The following is a 17,708-nucleotide window of genomic DNA, read 5'->3' as shown; positions in this document are numbered from 1 at the left end:
GTTTACTCGGCGCCTGGAGAAGGCGAAGATTCCCGGATCGAGGCGCTTAGGCCACTGCGCCAGCGCGGAGCGATCAGATTCGAGTCATACCGTCAGAGGCAAGACACTAGCAATTGGGGGAACAGATGAAGGAAGAGAACGACGTTGAGAAGCTGGTCCGCACGCTGCGCGCTCGAGCACCTGATGACGCCGCGGTATTGCTGGCCCGTGAGTCTCCCGAGTTCATTCGGGACACACTAAAGTTGTTGCCGGACCGGCACGCCCGTAAGGTGGCGGAGCATTTGCCGCCGCATATGCGGCCTATAAAGCCTCACGGCGATGGCAAGGACCTCGCGATCCCCGAGTCGCTCGTCGAGCTGATGGACCCGATTCCCGCCAGCGTTCCTGTCGGCACGACAGTAGCCGCCGCAGTGGAGGCCGTCAGACGCACCCCGGTGCCGACCGAGCTCACTTATCTCTACGTCACCGACCAGGGCGACAAACTGGTTGGCCTCGTGGTCCTGCGCGATCTGATGCTGAGCGAAGCGGACGCCACCGTGGATCAGATCATGCTGCCAAAGCCGTTCGCCCTCCCCGTCGGTCTGTCCTTGAGCGACGCCTGCAAGGCTGCGGTCCGCCGGCACTACCCTGTCTATCCGGTGGTGGACGCGGAGGACCGGCTGCTCGGGCAGGTCCGCGGCTGGCGCTTGTTCGAGCAGCAGATCATCGAGATTTCCGCTCAGTCAGGCCAGATGGTGGGTGTGCAGAAGGAGGAGCGTTCTTTCACGCCGCTGTTTTCAGCCTTCCTGAAGCGTCATCCGTGGCTGCAGCTCAACCTGCTGACGGCCTTCATGGCCGCTTTCGTGGTCAGCTCGTTCACAGACACGATCGAGAAGATCGTCGCCCTGGCGGCATTCCTCCCGGTCTTGGCCGGGCAGAGCGGAAACACCGGCTGCCAGGCACTGGCTATGACGCTGCGTGGCCTTGCCCTGGGCGATGTGGACAAGCGACCGAAATTGCACCTGGTGATGAGGGAGGGCGCGCTCGGGATCGCCAACGGCGTGCTCGTCGGTCTTGTGGCGGCTGCGGCCATGTGGTTCTACGCCTCGCGGCAACCGGAGTCGGCAGCCCAGGCGCCCATGCTGGCACTTGTCATCCTGCTCGCCATGTCCGGATCGTGCCTCATGTCCGGAATCTCCGGCGTGTTGATCCCATTGGGCCTGCGGCGGGTCGGCGCCGATCCGGCCGTAGCTTCGGCGATCTTTCTTACCACCGTCACCGATATCGTAGGTATGGGCCTGATGCTAGGGCTCGCCACCATGCTCGTGCTGTAGTTTTGGCGTGTCCGCCGATGCGTCCTGCACAGGACGCGGTCGGCGGGATCACCACCGTGGGATTTTTGGGGCTTTGAACCGCCGTGACTGAGCAGGTTGCGATACAGACGGATTTAGCGCGTAAGCGCAAGGATGGGCTTTCTGGCCCAGGAACTCACCGCGGGCGTGAAGCATTGCCCGCCAGCTCTCCGATCGTCTCCGCAATACGACGGAAGACCTTCGGATGAGCCATATGTGACGTCGATGGGTCAGGCAGCGACCAAATACGCGCAGAATCACGCGAACTATATTAATCTTGAAGAAAGCTAGATTCGCTGTCGTTCGATGAGTTTTGTTAGTTTCTATCGAGACCGAATATTTCGACAAATACAGCAACGCTGCGAAGATGTTTTGGCAACCAGCGCAGCCGAAATACGAATGAACCCGATAGTTTGTTGCGCGGCTGCAACAGCTGTTGAAAACCTCGGACGATTTCGTCAAAGTTCAGTCGCCTTTTTTCTTGTAGTCGTGCTAAGTCCTTCGCACTGGTCGGGTTTGGGGTGGGTTCTCGGCATGCAATCTTCGTTTCGAACGATCGTCGGCTGCGCCGCGGCGCTGCTTTGTGCCGGTGCATTGCCGGCCGGCGCGCAGGGTCTGTTTTCGTCCTATGACGATGCTTTTTCAGCCCGCATCGCCAGTCCGGCTGACAACGGAACGCTCGCTCAGTTCGTCACGGTTGCCGTCAACGCCGGGCAGTACGATCAGGCGATCTCGTCGATCGAGCAGTATCTGATCAAATATCCCCGCGATGCGCGCGCCCGGCTGGCGGCGAGCCGGTTGTACTATCATGTCGGCTCCTATGAATTGGCCCGGCGGCAGGTGCAGTACGGCATCGAAGTCGGCGGCTTGTCGGCAAGTGAGCAGCAGGAAGCTGTTCGCCTGCTCGCCCGTATCGAGCGCGCGTTGCGTGGCGTCACCTGGGAACTCGCCCTGACCGGCGGCGTGTTCAGCGCATTTACCGATTTTGAGCCGGGTGGGGCGCAGGACGACGACAGCTTCGTCTCGCCCTATGGGCGGGCGGAAGGCTTTGTCCGGTGGGACCTCGGCACGCCAAGTGCCGACGCCCTCGTCCTTTCGGGGTCGTTGACGGCGACGCAGCGCTTTTTCACGGAAGACCTGTCGGTTCCGGGTAGCAAGGACACTTTCATCCACGGCAACGCCGCGATCACCTGGGACAAGGGATTGCCGAATAGTGGGATCGATTCGCTGCGCCTGCTGCTTTCCGCGTTCACCGTTACAGATCGCTTCGACAGCGATATCCAAGAAACTGGCATCGGCGTCAGCGGGCGCTTTGTTGTGCGCCCGACGGTCGAAACGACGCTTTTTGCGGGCGGCGGCTACATCGATCTAAGCGCCTCGCAAGGCATTTTCGCCGATAGCAGGGTTTTCTATGAGGCAGGCGGCAGCTACCGCTTCCGCAATGGCCAGGCGCTCGGACTGCGCTTTGTCGGCTCGAATGACTTCGCCTCCGGATCTGAAATCGGCCGCAGCTACACGGGCGAGGTCCGCTATGGCGGCCTGTTGATGAACGTACCGGATCTTTTCGCATGGTCGCACCAGGTCGCCTTCTCGGCCGGCCATAGCGACGCTCCCGATCTGTCCGTCGGCATCGGCACAAATATCAAGAGCGATTTCTGGCGCATTGCCTCGGAAAGCGATTTTCAGCTGACGGAGTCGCAGAAGATCAGCGTCGATCTCGCCTATCGCGAAACCAACTTCGACATCGCCAACCGCGACCGAAAATCGTTTGAAATGCTCATGAGCTACACGTTGACGCTCAATTGAAAGAGGCCGCGATGAGGACCCTGAATCGTCAGATCGCCATTTTTGTCGCCTGCCTTGCCTTCGCGGCACCATCCGCCGCTGAAACGGTCGGGTCGATGACGGCCTACCAGACCAACATCGTCCGCAACAACGGCGGGACAATGAACGTCGGCGCCGGCGTCGAACTCGGCGACCAGCTGCGCAGCAATCCCACTGGTCTTGGAATGCTGGTGTTCCGGGACGAATCGAGCGCCAAGATTGGTCCGAACACCAGCCTGACGATCGATGAATTCGTCTACAATCCGGGCTCCGGATCGGGAAAGATCGACATCGGGATGAACAGCGGCCTGGCCCGTTTCTATGGCGGCCAGGTTTCGAAAGGCGGCGTCATGCAGGTTGCGACGCCGCACATGGTGCTCGGGGCCAGAGGCGGCATCATCGAAGTGCTGGTGGCAGCCGGCCAGACCGTCGGCATTCTGCGCGCCGGCCGCATGACCTGCACGATCAATGGCAAACGGCTGGTCATCACAAACCCGGGCTATGCCTGCACATCGGAAGATGGCAAGCTGCTGACCGGCTACGGCGGAATCGACACCTTCCCGATATTGGACAGCATCGACCGGATAGCCGGCACCGGCCTGCCAGGCGAACCGGGTCCGGGACTGGACGTAAGCGCGCTTTGTGCGTCAGCACTCGGCGGCTCGCTCAAAGTCTGCGACTCCACCGACGGCGCATTGCCAGGAGTGGTCATGGAGTTCCCCGACACCCCAACGCCACCTGTGGGCGGCGGTGTGGATGAGGGTGGGTGTGAGGGTGAGGGTTGCTGCTACTACTGCAATTAAGCCCGGCGGCACGACATGAGCCTCTTGGTCGGTTCGCGCTGGGCTGATTGGCGGCAAGCTGCCAGGCGCAAAATATCCGGTCTTGCGGCCGTGCTCTTGCTGCTCGCTTGCCATTTGGCTTTCGACGGGCCGCTATCGCGCCTCCGCGAACGCACCTACGACTTTTACCAGTTTCTCGCCCCGCGCCAAGCGACGAGCAATCCCGTCGTGATCGTCTCGATAGACGATGCCAGCCTCAAAGCACATGGGCGATGGCCTTGGAACCGTGGCCTCTTGGCCGATCTGGTCGATGGCATCACCGAATCCGGCGCCGCGGTGATCGGGCTTGCGCTGGTGCTGCCCGAGGCCGACACCTCGCCTGAGGGCATCGCCGGAGACAAGCGCCTGGCAACGGCGCTGGCGAAAAACCGAACGGCGCTTGCTGTCAGCCTGGGCAACGAGGCGACGGTTTCAGAAGCAGAGCCCAAAGCCGGCTGGTCGATCGTCGGGCAAGTACCCGACACACTTCCCGGCTTCACCGGCCTGACCGGCTCGCTTGCCGAATTCTCGAACGCCGCCGCGGGCCTCGGCGTAATTCGCACCTTGCCCGATCCCGATGGCGAACTACGCCATGTGCCGCTGCTCTGGCTTCGCAATACCGCTCAAGGCGTGCAGCTGTGGCCGTCCTTCGCACTCGAGCTCCTGCGCCTTTACGCCGGGCAGGACGGCTACATAGCCCGGATGAATGCCGCCGGATTTGACGCACTCAGGATGGCCGGCGCCATTGTGCCGCTCGAGCCGGAGGGGAGCATTCGCCTTTGGGAAACCGCCACGGATACGCCCCGTATATCTGCCAGCACTATCCTTTCGGGCGACAATGATCCGCGGCTGCGGGACGCCATCGCCGTTGTCGATCTGTCGGCCGTGGGACTGACGCAGTATCTACCCACCCCGACGCGTCCAGCGCGACCAGGCGCGGACATCCACGCCGATGCAATCGGCCAGTTGCTTGCCGGGCGCTATCTTGCCGAGCCAACGCACGCGCGTACGCTCGAGCGGCTCTGGTTTGTCCTCAGTGCCGTCGTTTTCATCGGTCTTTCCGGAGTGCTCGCCGGGCGCGTCGTGCTTGGCGCCCTCGCCCTGGCGCTGCTGGCCGTCACGCCGTTCGTGTTCGGCGCTCTCGAATACAGTCTGCAGGGTGCACTCTATGACCCGCTGCAGCCGGCGCTTGCGACGATCCTGGTTGCGAGCTTCGAAGGTTATGTCCTCTACAGGCGCAGCGAGCAGCGCCGGTCCACTCTGGCACGGCAGTTCTCCCAATACCTGTCGCCTTCCGTGGTGCAGCGCCTCGCAAGCTCGGATACTGAAGCGATCCTGTCTGGCGAGAAGCGCGAGATCACAATTCTGCTCAGCGACATACGCGGCTTCACGACGATGAGTGAACGACTCGATACCCAAGAAATTGCAAAGGTGGTCAACCACTTCCTCGGCATTGCGACCGATGAGATCCTCAAGCGCGACGGCACCATCGACAAGTTCATGGGCGATGCGGTGCTCGCCTTCTGGAACGCGCCGCTCGATCAGCCGGATCATCGCGAGCGCGCGCTCGACGCGGGGCTTGCCCTTATCGAACGGGTGAAGCGCGAAGACGCCGCCTTCACCGCGGATGGCCACCCCTCCATCCAAATCGGCGTCGCCATCGAGACGGGCATCTGCTCGGTAGGCAATTTCGGCTCCGAACGGCGCTTCGACTACACCGCGATCGGTTCGCCGGTGAACCGCACGGCACGCCTCGAGTCGACGACCAAGAAGCTGGGCATCCCCCTGGTGCTTGGTCCCGGCTTTGCGGCAGGAGCATCGATGCCGGTCATCCAGGCGGGCGCCTTTGAACTCCAGGGTTTCAAGGGCGAGGTGCCGGTTTTCACCGTTCCAGAGATGCAGCACGGTATGCCCCGAGAAAGCGGTTCAGCATAGAGAGGAACCTGGCGGCCCAGCCACTGTCGATGGTTCGCCGCTGTCCCCAAAAACAGCTCCGCCTGATCTTGCACCCCGGACCCGAAGTACACGCTGATCGGATCCAGCGGATCGCGTGGTGCCGCCTGCATCATGACCTGACTACCCGCTTCGGGAGGCCTCGCAAGTTTGCGTGGCCTCCCCGGTTCGTCATTCGCCGCGCATGGTCGCCTGGAAGGCCGGCAGGTGCTTCTTCTGCGCCTCGAGCATTCTCTCGCGATAGACGCCATAGATGACGTCGGTGTCGTGCAGTGTGACGCCGGCAATTGTCGGCGAGGCGAAAACCGGCAGTTCGATGCCGCGTTTCGAAAGCGCCTCGGCGGTGCGGGCGATCAGTTCATGCGCCAGGATCATGGCAAGCACGGTCGACGAGCCGGAGACCGGCCGGCTCCAGCCCTCGACCGGCACGATGGCATCCTCGATCGGCGAGCAGGTGTCGATGACAAGGTCGGCGGCATCGGCAAGCCGCTTGCCGGAAGAGTGCGTCGCCGGCTTGTCGAGATTGTTCTTGCTGGTCACGGCGACGACGAAGATGCCACGTTTTTTCGCGTAAAGTGCCGTATCGATGCCCGACGAATTGCGGCCGCTGTGGCCGAAGATGATGATCGAATCGCCTTTGTTCAGCGGCTGATGATCAAGGAATTTCTCGGCGTATTTTTCGGTCCGCTCCAGCCACAGAAGTTCGCGCACGCCGCCGGCGCCGAGCACGTTGTGCCACATGACACGCGGGTCGGTCAGCGGATTGAAGCCGACATAGCTGCCGTATCGCGGAAACACTTCCTGGACCGGCAACACCGAGTGGCCTGAGCCGTAAAGATGAACCAAGCCACCGCTCTCGAGCGTGTCGGCAAAGCGGCTGGCCGCCTCGCCGAAGGCTTCGGCATTGGCTTTCGAGGCCTGTTCGATGAGGGCGGCAAGGCGGGGTATATAAAGATCGGACACGTCGGTACTCCTGTTATGGGTCGGCTTGGGGATGGCTCAGCTTCTTGCGGTTGGGGCGGCGCGACCGGCACGCAGCGTCGAGCGGATTTCGTAGCGGTCGCCACGCATCACGGAGACGGTGAATTCGAATGGGCCACGCTCGTCGGTGGTGATGCGCTCGACCACGAAAGCGGGACTCCCCGTGGGCAGATCGAGCAACTCGGCATCCGCCGCCCCGACCGCGCCGACACGGTAATTTTCGCGCGCTGCGACCGGCACGATGCCGTAATGGCGCTCCAGCGCTTCGTAGAGCGAGCCCTGCAGCAGGCCGGCGTCGAGAAAGCCTGGCACGCGCGCGGCCGAGAGCTGTGCCGTCTGGATGCCGATCGGCTCGTTGTTGCCGAGCCTGAGCCGCCGGATGCGCACCACCGGATCACCCTCCTCGATCTCCAGCGCTCCGGCCGCGGCGGCATTGGCGGTGGTCAGGCTGCAGTCGAGCAAGCGAGAGCCGGCGACTACGCCCATGTTGCCCATTTCCTGCGTGAAGCTGGTGAGTTCGCGGGTGCCGGCGACCAGCGTGGTGGAGCGCACGAAGGTGCCGCGGCCATGTTCGCGCCTGAGCAGCCCGTGCTCCTCCAGATTGCGCAGGGCGTGGCGCAGCGTGATACGGCTCACCCCGAAAAGGGCGCACAGTCTGTCTTCGGCCGGAATCTGGTCGCCGGTCGCCCACTCGCCGCTCTTGACGATGGCGCGGATGGCCTCTTCCACCTGATACCACAGCGGCTCGGGCCTTCGGCGGTCGGGCTGCTGAAAGCTCGGCTCGCTCATCTTATCTGCCTCCACTGCGCTCCGGCGAGGCCGGCCAGCGAGGCGCCGACGAGACCGGCGCGGGAACCGAATTCGCCGGAACGCAGAACGATGTCGCGCAGATGCGGCGGCAGCTGACGCCGCAAAGCCGAAAGCAGCGGCGGCCCTACCACGTCCAGCGCATCGGCAAGGCCGCCGGAAATCAAGACTGCCTGGGTGTCGAGCAGCGCGACCGCGCCCGCCAAAGCAGTGCCCAGCCGGCGCGCCGGCAGCTCCAAGGCGTCAAGGGCGGCCGTCTTGCCGGCCCGGGCGGCCTCGACGAGCCTGCCGCCATTGGCCAGCCCGATCTGGCGCGCCGCGGCGTCAAATGCACGCCCGGAAGCGAAGCGCTCCAGCCAGCCGCTGCGGTCCTCGCCTTCATCCTCGATGTCGGCGCAGGCCCAGCCAAATGAGCAGGCGCCACCACGTGCGCCGGCGACGATGCGGCTATTGGCCAGAACGGCGGAGCCGATGCCGGTGCCGATCGCCAGCAGGATGGCATCGGACAGTCCTTTTGCTGCACCTTCGACCGCCTCGGCCAGCATGGCGATCTGCGCATCGTTGCCAATGGCAACTGGCAGGCGAGGAAACAACGCCGCGATATCGACACCGTCGAGATAGGGCAGGTTCGGAACCCAACGGCAGACCGAGCCTTCGACAAGCCCCGGCGCCGCAAGGCCGAGTGCCTCGACCGGGTCCGCCTCGGCGCGCAAGGCACCAATTCGGGCGACGAAGGCATCAAGGCTTGCCGGCGCAGGCTCGCGGCTCAGCATCTCCAGCCGGCGAACATCGCCGGTATAGATAGCGGCGCGCAAATTGGTGCCGCCAAGATCAATGGCCAGAACGCGTGTCATCGAGAGCGGCTCCGGTTGACAGGCGCCCGGCCCTCGGTGCGCCAGCTCCACAAGGCCGTGGTGAGCGCAGCGCGTCGAGGGACCATGCTCCGTCTCCCATTCAACATCGGCGTCCTTTGCGGCTCACTGTCATTATAACGACATGACGTCGACCGCAAGAGCCCTGCGGCATGTTTGGGCATGGCCTGCAGGGAGAAACGGCTCAAACTATTTTAGATAATTGCCTGTTTTTAAAGCGATCTCGCACCTTTGCAGACCGTAGTAAGAAATCGCCGCAGCGCTGGCAGGAACTCTTCACGAAGATAGCGCTTGCATCGTTGCTTCAAGTTGTCATAACGTCATTCATATCGCTGTGCGGCTACGCGGAGGATCCGGATGTCTTTGGCTTGGATTTCGAAACTGGCACTGGCTGCAGGGCTGCTGGCGTCGCCCACGATCGGCTGGGCCCAATCGGTCAACATCTCCTATCTGACCCACTGGTCGCCGGAGACGGTGGCCTTGCTGGACGCCGCGGCCAAGGACTACGCCAAGACCAATCCGGATGTGACCGTCACCATTCGCGCCATCCCCTTCGGCGACCTCCTAACGACGCTTCGTTCCCAGGGCGGCAGTTCGGACGGGCCGACGATCGGCGGCATCTACGACTTGTGGCTGCCCGAACTGGCGCGAGACAAGCTGGTCGCGCCGGCCCCCGACACGGTTGCCGGCGAGGTCAAGAGTGAGTGGCCGGCCGGTGTCGTCAGTGCGGCCTCCGTTGGCGGCACGCTTTACGGCATTCCAAACGAAATCGACGTCTATGCGCTGAACTACAACAAGGAGCTGTTCAAGCAGGCGGGCATTACGGCCGCGCCGAAGACCTGGTCCGAATTGAAGGATGCGGCCGAGAAGCTGACCAGGAAAGATGCCGGCCAGCAAGGTTTCGGCATGATCAATTCCTGGGCGGCGGGCGTCGTCCATCCCTTCGCCTCGCTGCTGGTCTCCAATGGCGGCGAATTGGTCAAGGACGGCAAACCGATGCTCGACAGTCCTCAAGCCGGCGAGACTTTCCAGCTCTACGAGGACCTGATCAAGTCCGGCGCCAGCGATCCGGCGATGGCCACCGCCGACGCCAACACCACCGGTCCCTTCCTCGACAATTTCGTCTCGGGCAAGACCGGCATGATCATTATGGCCAACTGGTGGGAAAGCGCATTGAAGACCGGCATGGGCGACAAGTTCTCCAACATCGCCACCGCCCCCATCCCGGTCGGTCCGAGCGGCGACAAGCCGCACTCGATCTCCTATTCGTGGATGACCGTCGTCAACGCCAATGCCGGTGAGGCCGAGCAAAAAGCGGCATGGGATTTCCTGGCATGGCTGAACAGTCCGAAGTCCGGCAAGAACGGCGCCTCGGCAATGTCGGATATTCTGATGTCGATGGGCATCCTGCCGACGCGGACCTCCGACATCGAAGCCCATAAGGACAAGCTCGGTTCCGAGTTCCTGTCCGGCTACGTCAGCGTGCTTGCCGACGCCAAGCCCTTCCCTGTCGTCCCTGGAGGCCAGGAGTTCAGCGAATCGCTCCAGCAGACGCTCGAGGCGTTGCAGTATGGGCAGCTCTCGGCCAAGGATGCGCAGGCGAACGCGCAGGCCGATGCCGTCTCGATCCTGGAGCGTGCCGCCAAATAGCGAAGGCGCTGTTTCGAGAGCCCGACGCTTTGGAAGCAGAGCGATGATCAAGACCTATCGTGCCTCGGCGGGCATCATGCTGGCGCCCGCCGTGACATTGATCGGCGTTTTCATCCTGCTGCCGATGCTGCTCACCGTCTGGCTGTCGTTGCAGGACTGGTCGACGCAGACGCCTTTTTCCAATGCGAGCTTCATCGGCTTCGACAATTTTCGCGAAATATTCGGGCCGACCTCGGTCGGGCGAGATTTCAAGCGAGCGCTGCTCAACACCGCGATCTACACGGCATTGTCGGTGATGCTCATCCTTCCCCTTTCGGTAGCGTTGGGCTTGATGGTCTACCAGCGCGATGTCGCCGGTGGCACGGCGCTGCGGACCGTATTGTTTTCCACCTACATGGTGCCGATGATAGCTGTGACGCTGGTCTGGTCGAAGCTTTATTCGCCGAGCGAAGGGCCGCTCAACCAGATGCTCGGCCTCGCCGGCATCGGCCCGCAACCCTGGCTGTCCTCGCCAAGATCGGCATTGATCTCGATCGTCGTGCTCAATGTCTGGCAGCAGATCGGCTATTTTACGGTGCTGGCCGTTGCCGGGCTGACCCAGATCCCGGGCAGTCTTTACGAGGCGGCGACTCTGGACGGCGCTAACCGTGGCGAACAGTTCCGTTTCATCACCTTGCCGCTGCTACGCCGCACGCTCCTGTTCAGCGCCGTCATCGCCATCATCAACGCCGTGCAGGTATTTGAGCCGGTGGCGCTGATCACCCAAGGCGGGCCGGTCGGCTCGACCAACGTGCTGACCTACCATATCCGCCGAGTCGGCATCGAGCGCGCGCAAGGCGGGCTGGGCTCGGCCATGGCCGTGATGCTGATGCTGGCGCTGATCGTCGTTGTGTGCGCTCTGTTTGCATTTGCCAACCGGAAGGATGACGAATGAGCGCGCCGGGTCGCTCAGGATCGAGCCGGTTGGCGCGCAAACGCCTGGCGGGCCGCAGAGCGCTGCTCGCCACGCTGATGCTGCTGGTTGCGGTGGCTTCCGCCTTCCCGCTGTTGTGGATGGTGCTCTCCAGCGTGAAGACGCCGGCCGAAACCATGCAGGTGCCGCCCGTGTGGATACCGCGCACGCCGAGCCTCGAAGCCTATGAGAAAGTGTCCGGCGTCATCAATGTCGGCCGCTCGATGTGGAATTCGCTGGTGATCGCCACGATCACCACCGCCGGCATTCTGGTCACCAGCATGATGGCTGGCTATGTCTTCGCCAAGCATCACTTTCCCGGCCGCTCACTGCTGTTTTCGGTGCTGATCGCCACCATGTTCCTGCCGCCGATCGTCACGCTGATCCCGCTGTACCGTCTCGTCGGATCAATCGGCCTGAACGCCAGCCTTCCCGGCATCATCGTACCCAACCTAGCCAATGCATTCGGCATTTTCCTGATGCGCCAGTTCATAGCCGGCGTGCCGGACGATCTGATCGACGCCGCGCGGATGGACGGGGCGTCGGAACTTCTGATCCTGTTCAAGATCGTCTCGCCGAGCGTGGCGCCCGCGATTGCAGCACTGGCGCTGTTTGCCTTCGTCTATCATTGGAACAGCTATCTGTGGCCGCTCACCGTGCTGCAAGGCAATGCGGAGGACTATCCTATCGTCATCAGCCTGAGCCGCCTGCTCAGCTACAACAGAGGCGCCCTCAATACGGGACTGGTGATGGCCGGCGCCACGCTTGCTGTGCTGCCGCCGTTGGTGCTCTTCGTCTTCCTGCAGCGCTTCTTCGTGGATTCGATCGTCGGCTCCGCGATCAAGGGATAGCGTCAGCGGCACGGCCGGCGCCTGCCTGGCCGTCATCGGGACGCACCCTGAAAGCTACCAGGCCATCAGCGAACTTGGACGCCAATGCCTACAGCTTAGCTGCAGCTGTGATATCGGTTGTTGTGCTACATATGTGACCATGCTCATCACCACACGAGCGGGAGATCATGGCACCTACCCATGAGACTATTGAACTGTCGGGATTTGGCGTCCTCACCGGAAGGCCGAAGGAGGTTGGTGACCGACTTGATCGCCTAACTGCGGAGCTGGTCATAGCAGTAACGGTCGAGCATGGGAGTGAACCTGCTGTTCGCGGCCTCGCGGACACGCTCGTCAGCATTGCGCCTCTGGTGCGTACGATCCTGATGAGTCGCCAGCGCGAAGCCATAAGCACGATAATCGACGCCCTGGTCCCTCACGTACCGCCGCCGCAACACATGCTCATGGAAGCCCGGATGGCGGCCGAGGCGAGAAGAGAAGTATTGGAAAGCGGCGATTGGCTGACCGCTCCTCAAGTCGCGACAATGGCAGGGTTCAGCACGAGCAACCCACGTGCGCAGCCAAACAAGTGGAAAAAACAAGGCCGAATCTTCGCAGTTCGGCATCGGGGCGTAGACTATTTTCCTGGCTACGCTCTGGATATTGCAGCTGGATATCGGCCCGCCAAACCGCTCGCTAAAGTTCTGAGTGTGTTTCGCGGGAAGAAGGATGCGTGGGGGCTCGCCTATTGGTTTGCATCGCTCAATAGCTTCCTTGACGGCAAACGTCCGCAAGATGTGCTCGCCTCGGACCCCCAACGCGTTCTTGCAGCTGCCGAGGACGAGTTGGCAGGCGCACCACATGGCTAATCAAAGATGGATCAGTGGACGAAGTCATCCACGCTCAGCTGCATTGCTGGCTGCCTGCAGCGCCTCGATTCGGGCAAGGACTTCGTCAAATGTATAAGGCTTCTCATCGAACATCATCGCCTGCATTGCTTGGTAGTCGGCGCGAAGGTCCTTCATACGGTGCGCTGCAGGCATTAAGTCCAATGTCCCTGGACGAGCCGTATCGTAACTTGCCCAGCCGGATCTAAAGTACACGGCCTTGTGTTTCGCGACCTGTTCCAACATGTCGAAGTCAATAGCTGCGCCCCGCCCTTCTGCCGTGTCAAGCAGCATTGCAACGTCATAATAATGGCGTGAAAAGTACTGAGGTGTGGGGGAGTCCTCCGGGCGGTGCGCTTCGGCGTGTAGCGCGGTAACTTTCTCCCAAAACGTTCTACGTGCCGAAAGGACCGTGACGGTGCAATCCGGATCCTCGAAGAAATCGGGAAAGTCGTCAGCCGAATAGGCCCGAATGGTCTTCTGCTCGGTTGGCCAAGGATCGCCTCGAGCCCCGAACTCGAGCTTAACCCGCGGCGTAATGTAGGCGACGCCTTCATAGGCTGGACTGGCAAGTGCGGCAGGATAGTAAAAGTTCATGGTCTGTGAATCGTGGACATCGATCTCCAATGACCATTTGCCTTGAGCTGGACCACCCAATTGTCTGGCAATTGCCTCATTAAGGGCCGGCCGAAGTTTGCTGGCGATGTGTTTTTCAACATCAGCAATGAGGTCATCAATGAGCTTGCCCGATTGCTTCTTGCTGATCCCTTGCCTTTCTGGATCTCGATCGCCCTCATATCCGAGATTGGCGCGGTAGATGGAGAGGTCGATGTCTTCAGAGAAGCGATTGATAGCACCGTAGGCCTTGGAGAGAGAAGTTCCGCCCTTAAAGACTAGGGTGGGTGCATCGTTTATCTTGAGTTCAAAAAGTCGCTTCAAGGTCCAGCAGACCCAGAAGTCCTTCTCGATAACGATACTCGCGATGCCGCGCCGCGCACCGGATTCTCCAAAGACAGCAGACCTATCCGACGCGGCTTGGCGCGCGAAGCTATCCATGAGCCGCATCCGATGGTGAGTCGCCAATGGCGCGTAGTATCGGACGCATCCAAGCCGGCGCCTGTATGGCGGTCGAGACGAGTCTCTTTTTGTCACTCAGGGACAGTTGGCGCGACGCGATCTGAACGACATCGCCGGCCCGTGACGGCCCGAGATGCCGCAACGCCTGAACGACTGTCCCCGCAGCACTCCCCGGTGCTATCAGGTGTTTGGGCGACGCATGGCGCAGGTCGATAACACGCCTTCCGAGCACCACGCGACGGGATGGACCATCCGTGAGATATGAGGTTCGGGCGGGAACTTGGCTGGTCAGACCAAGCGCATTGGCCGCGTGAGTCCCGGCGACCTGCACATGAGAGCCCGTCTCCCTGGCCAGCGCCTGGGCAACATCATCGGGCGACGGGGAAAGCGCCCCAAGTTTTGGATGCAGTTTCGGGAAATCGTAAAGTCCGCGGGCGAGACGCCGCAACCTGCCTCTTTTGATGAGGCGCGAGAGCGCCTGATCAATCGCTGACCGTCCCGCCAGATCAAGAAAATCGCTGGGCGTGAAAACGCCCCCGCGCCCGCAACCGCGGGCGCGCCTCAAAATCCGATCAGGAACTGAGGAAATGACCGTCTTCATGCGTCAGAAAATAGCGTATCTTTTACTGACATTCAAGGCATCGAAAAAATAGGCCTCGCTGTCGGGTTGCTAGGTTTCTCGACAGGGTGCGAGAGCCCAACCAAGCGCCGCGGACTCAGTTGGCGGGCCGCAGCGACAGGGTACCTGGAGAAAGCTTGTCTGGGCGAGCCTAAACGGATTCGGGCACGAAGATCATGCCGGCCGCCGGCCCGTCGGAAGGTAGCCTGCTAGAGGCTGAGATTGCGGAAAGCTGCCGGGACATGACCGCGACTAAGCGACGGTTCAATGCCGAGCTTCATGCGGCAAATCTTGGCTCCGGAACTCCCGTTACGCCGAGGCCGGTGATGGCAAAAAGGCTGCCGCGCAAGACACCGTCGCCCGGAAAGCGCGGCAGCGGCGGTTTGGCCATCGACGTGACGTACAGGGTGTCGAGCTTCGGCCCGCCGAACATGACGCTGGTGATCTTCTTGACGGGCATGTCGATGATGCGATCAACGCTGCCGTCGGGCGCGTAACGCACCAGCCTGCCGTCATAGACCAGCGCGTTCCAGAGGAAGCCCTCGGCATCGACAGTTGAGCCGTCGGCCGCCCCTCCCCGGCTGGTATCGACGCGGGTGAAGGTGCGCCGGTTGTTGGCGGCGCCCGTTTCGATATCATAGTCGTAGGCCCAGATCTCGCCGGTCCAGGTGTCTGCGAAATAGAAGGTGCGGTCGTCGGGGCTCCAGCACGGGCCGTTCGAGCAGATGATGCCGGAATCTATTCTGGTGACGGAGAAATCGGGATCGAGCCGGTAGAGCCCGCCGGAGGGTCCCTCTTCCATCGTGTCCATAGACCCGGCGAAGAAGCGGCCGCGCCGATCGACCTTGCCGTCATTGAGCCGGTTCATCTGCCTGTCCGGCTCTGGATCGTGGATCAGCGTCACCTCGCCGGTGGCGAAATCAAGCAAATGGAAACCGCGCTGCAGCGACACCACCGCGCCACCGCCGTCCTTGCGCAATGCCATCGAGCCGATCTTCATCGGCACGTCCCAGCAACGGATCTCGCGGCCGTCGGCGGTCGCCCGAAACACACGCCCGTCGAAACTGTCGATCCAGTAGAGGCGCTCCTGTTCAACGTCCCACAGCGGTCCCTCGCCCAGCGTGGTCTTCACGTCCACCACGACCTCGATCTTCATGCCGTCCTCCTCTGTTCGAACCTTGCAGAAACCGGTCAGAACGCGACCTGGTCGCCGCCCTTCAATGACAGGATTTCGCGGGCCTCGTCGGGCGTCGCCACTTCCATGCCCAGTCCTTCGATGATCTTGCGGGCAAGCACCACCTGCTCGGCGTTCGATTTGGCAAGCTTGCCCTTGCCGGCCCACAGACTGTCTTCGAGCCCAACGCGAATATTGCCGCCAAGCGCTGCCGATTGCGCGGCAATGCGCAACTGGCTGGCGCCCGCACCCAGCACCGACCAGCGGTATTGATCGCCGAACAGGCGATCGGCGGTGCGCTTCATATGGGCGACGTCTTCCGGGTGCGTACCGATGCCGCCGAGGAGGCCGAACACGGACTGTACGAAGAACGGCAGTTTCACCAGCCCGCGATCGGCGAAATGGGAGAGGTTATACAGATGGGCGATGTCGTAGCACTCGAACTCGAAGCGCGTGCCGTTGTCGTAACAGGTCTCCAGTATGTACTCGATGTCCTTGAACGAGTTGCGGAAGACCAGGTCACGCGTCGCTTCCAGATGCGGCCTTTCCCAGTCGAACTTGAACGTTTCGTATTTGTCTACGAGGTGATAGAGCCCGAAATTGATCGACCCCATGTTGAGCGAGGCGACTTCCGGCTTGAACTGGGCGGCGGGGCGCACACGCTCCTCCACCTTCATGTAAGGACTGCCGCCGGTAGTGATATTGATGGCGGCATTGGTGCCTTGCTTGACGCGCGGCAGGAAACGCGCGAACGCCTCTGGCGTCTGGTCGGGCTTGCCGGTCTCAGGGTCGCGGGCATGCAGATGCAGGATCGCCGCACCAGCCTCCGCCGCCGCGATCGCCTCCGAGGCGATCTGGTCCGGCGTGATCGGCAGATAGGGCGACATGGTCGGCGTATGGATTGCTCCCGTCACCGCACAGGTGATGATGACCTTGCCCTTGGTCTGCTGGGTGCCGGGCTTGCGGCTTGTTTCCGTCATCGTCCAAACTCCTGATCCGATTTTTTCTTGTGCGCCGCCAGCGCCATCAGCCTGCGGTCGCGCCAGACCTGCCGTTCGCCGAGTTCTTCCCGCGGCAGCCGCTTGCGGCGCTCGGCCTCGACCGTCTCCATGACCTCGCTGGCCCAGTCGACCCGCCGCAGCATCTGCGGGAAGATGTTGGAATAGATCGTCTGGTAGCGCTCTACATAGTCGCGCACACCACCAGGTGCGTTGAGGTCGATCGTTTCGAACGGACCCATGAACGACCAGCGCAGCGCCAGCCCCTCGCGCAGGCCCGTGTCGACGTCCTCGACGCTGGCATAGCCGTCGGCGACGAGCCGGAACGCCTCCTCCAATAGCGCGCCCTGCAAGCGGTTCATGATGAAGCCGTCGAGTTCGCGCTTCATCACCAGCGGCGCATGGCCCGCCTCGACAAGAAAGGCGCAGGTCCTTTCCACCGTTTCGGCGGAGGTCCATGGCGCCGGCACGACTTCCGCTGCCGGGATGAGATAGGGCGGATTGATCGGGTGTACGACGAGGCAGCGATGGCGCCCCTGAAGATGATCGGTGAATTTCGACGGCAACAGCGCCGAGGTGGAACTGGCGATAACCGCCTGCGGACCGGCAAGGGCGTCGATCCGGGAGAACACGTCACGCCTCACCTCGAGGTTTTCCGGTGTGTTCTCCTGGACGTGGACGGCATCGGCCAGGGCCTCGCCAAGCTCGGCCACAATGGTGATGCGGCCGAGCACGGCATCCACCGCTTGTCCCCGCAGCAAATCGTTGGCGGCGAGGTCGCCGAGCACGCCGGCGATATAGTCGCGCGCACCGCTGGTCGCGGCCGGCGCCTGGTCCCACATGCGCACATCATGCCCGGCACGAGCGAAGCTGATCGCCCACGCGCGCCCGATGAAGCCGCTTCCGACAATTGCTACCTTCGCCATGATCGC

General features: G+C 62.2%; 16 protein-coding genes. 8 read left to right on the top strand and 8 right to left on the bottom strand.

What is annotated here, in order from left to right; translation table 11 throughout:
• Positions 1-125: 125 nt before the first annotated feature.
• The 4 genes from NKH23_RS29875 (at position 126) to NKH23_RS29860 (ending at position 5,911) form a co-directional block, all read left to right on the top strand.
• A complete protein-coding gene (locus NKH23_RS29875) occupies positions 126-1,313 on the top strand; it encodes a magnesium transporter (protein ID WP_353036108.1) in 1,188 nt (395 codons plus the stop codon).
• Between the two features lie 552 nt (positions 1,314-1,865).
• Entirely contained in the window at positions 1,866-3,137 is a 1,272-nt protein-coding gene (locus NKH23_RS29870; RefSeq protein ID WP_353036106.1) for a tetratricopeptide repeat protein, read from the top strand.
• Positions 3,138-3,148: 11 nt separating this feature from the next.
• Positions 3,149-3,958 carry a FecR family protein gene (locus tag NKH23_RS29865; RefSeq protein ID WP_353036104.1) on the top strand — a complete coding sequence of 270 codons (810 nt, stop codon included), beginning with the start codon at positions 3,149-3,151 and terminating at the stop codon, positions 3,956-3,958.
• 15 nt (positions 3,959-3,973) lie between these two features.
• Positions 3,974-5,911 (top strand): CHASE2 domain-containing protein, encoded by a 1,938-nt coding sequence (locus tag NKH23_RS29860; protein WP_353036102.1) that lies wholly within the window; start codon positions 3,974-3,976, stop codon positions 5,909-5,911.
• 189 nt (positions 5,912-6,100) lie between these two features.
• Here the strand turns inward: NKH23_RS29860 and NKH23_RS29855 are convergent, their stop codons facing one another.
• The 3 genes from NKH23_RS29855 to NKH23_RS29845 are packed head-to-tail and all read right to left on the bottom strand — an operon-like array spanning position 6,101 to position 8,571.
• The gene (locus NKH23_RS29855) at positions 6,101-6,892 is read right to left on the bottom strand and encodes a sugar isomerase domain-containing protein (RefSeq protein WP_352689879.1); all 792 of its coding nucleotides are present in this window, start codon (positions 6,890-6,892) and stop codon (positions 6,101-6,103) included.
• Between the two features lie 36 nt (positions 6,893-6,928).
• Positions 6,929-7,699, bottom strand: a complete 771-nt coding sequence (locus NKH23_RS29850) for a GntR family transcriptional regulator (RefSeq protein WP_353036100.1) — start codon at positions 7,697-7,699, stop codon at positions 6,929-6,931.
• Positions 7,696-8,571, bottom strand: coding sequence for an ROK family protein (locus NKH23_RS29845; protein WP_353036098.1), 876 nt, complete (start codon positions 8,569-8,571; stop codon positions 7,696-7,698). Before NKH23_RS29845 ends, NKH23_RS29850 begins: the two co-directional genes overlap by 4 nt.
• A 375-nt stretch (positions 8,572-8,946) precedes the next feature.
• Between NKH23_RS29845 and NKH23_RS29840 the strand changes: the two genes are divergently transcribed.
• From NKH23_RS29840 to NKH23_RS29825, 4 genes are all read left to right on the top strand, one after another.
• A complete protein-coding gene (locus NKH23_RS29840; RefSeq protein WP_353036096.1) occupies positions 8,947-10,239 on the top strand; it encodes an ABC transporter substrate-binding protein in 1,293 nt (430 codons plus the stop codon).
• Positions 10,240-10,282: 43 nt separating this feature from the next.
• Positions 10,283-11,173, top strand: coding sequence for a carbohydrate ABC transporter permease (locus NKH23_RS29835; protein WP_353036094.1), 891 nt, complete (start codon positions 10,283-10,285; stop codon positions 11,171-11,173).
• Complete coding sequence (locus tag NKH23_RS29830; protein ID WP_353036092.1) at positions 11,170-12,042, top strand: carbohydrate ABC transporter permease; 873 nt, start codon at positions 11,170-11,172, stop codon at positions 12,040-12,042. Before NKH23_RS29835 ends, NKH23_RS29830 begins: the two co-directional genes overlap by 4 nt.
• A gap of 167 nt (positions 12,043-12,209) precedes the next feature.
• Entirely contained in the window at positions 12,210-12,890 is a 681-nt protein-coding gene (locus tag NKH23_RS29825; protein WP_353036090.1) for a hypothetical protein, read from the top strand.
• A 24-nt stretch (positions 12,891-12,914) separates the two neighbouring features.
• On the opposite strand, the gene NKH23_RS29820 is transcribed toward NKH23_RS29825, so the two are convergent.
• The 5 genes from NKH23_RS29820 to NKH23_RS29800 all read right to left on the bottom strand — a co-directional run bounded on the left by NKH23_RS29820 (position 12,915) and on the right by NKH23_RS29800 (position 17,702).
• Positions 12,915-13,964: a nucleotidyl transferase AbiEii/AbiGii toxin family protein gene (locus NKH23_RS29820; protein ID WP_353036088.1), complete on the bottom strand. Its 1,050-nt coding sequence runs from the start codon at positions 13,962-13,964 to the stop codon at positions 12,915-12,917.
• Positions 13,957-14,586 (bottom strand): DUF6088 family protein, encoded by a 630-nt coding sequence (locus tag NKH23_RS29815; protein WP_353036086.1) that lies wholly within the window; start codon positions 14,584-14,586, stop codon positions 13,957-13,959. Before NKH23_RS29815 ends, NKH23_RS29820 begins: the two co-directional genes overlap by 8 nt.
• A 295-nt stretch (positions 14,587-14,881) precedes the next feature.
• Positions 14,882-15,760 (bottom strand): SMP-30/gluconolactonase/LRE family protein, encoded by an 879-nt coding sequence (locus NKH23_RS29810; RefSeq protein WP_353036084.1) that lies wholly within the window; start codon positions 15,758-15,760, stop codon positions 14,882-14,884.
• 35 nt (positions 15,761-15,795) lie between these two features.
• Entirely contained in the window at positions 15,796-16,758 is a 963-nt protein-coding gene (gene kce, locus NKH23_RS29805; protein ID WP_353036082.1) for a 3,5-dioxohexanoate:acetyl-CoA acetone transferase, read from the bottom strand.
• Positions 16,755-17,702: a 3-hydroxyacyl-CoA dehydrogenase gene (locus NKH23_RS29800; protein ID WP_353036080.1), complete on the bottom strand. Its 948-nt coding sequence runs from the start codon at positions 17,700-17,702 to the stop codon at positions 16,755-16,757. Before NKH23_RS29800 ends, kce begins: the two co-directional genes overlap by 4 nt.
• Positions 17,703-17,708: the final 6 nt, after the last annotated feature.

The organism is Mesorhizobium sp. M1328 (assembly GCF_040318075.1).
Taxonomy (GTDB): domain Bacteria; phylum Pseudomonadota; class Alphaproteobacteria; order Rhizobiales; family Rhizobiaceae; genus Mesorhizobium.
This window is presented reverse-complemented; position numbering and strand designations above follow the sequence as displayed.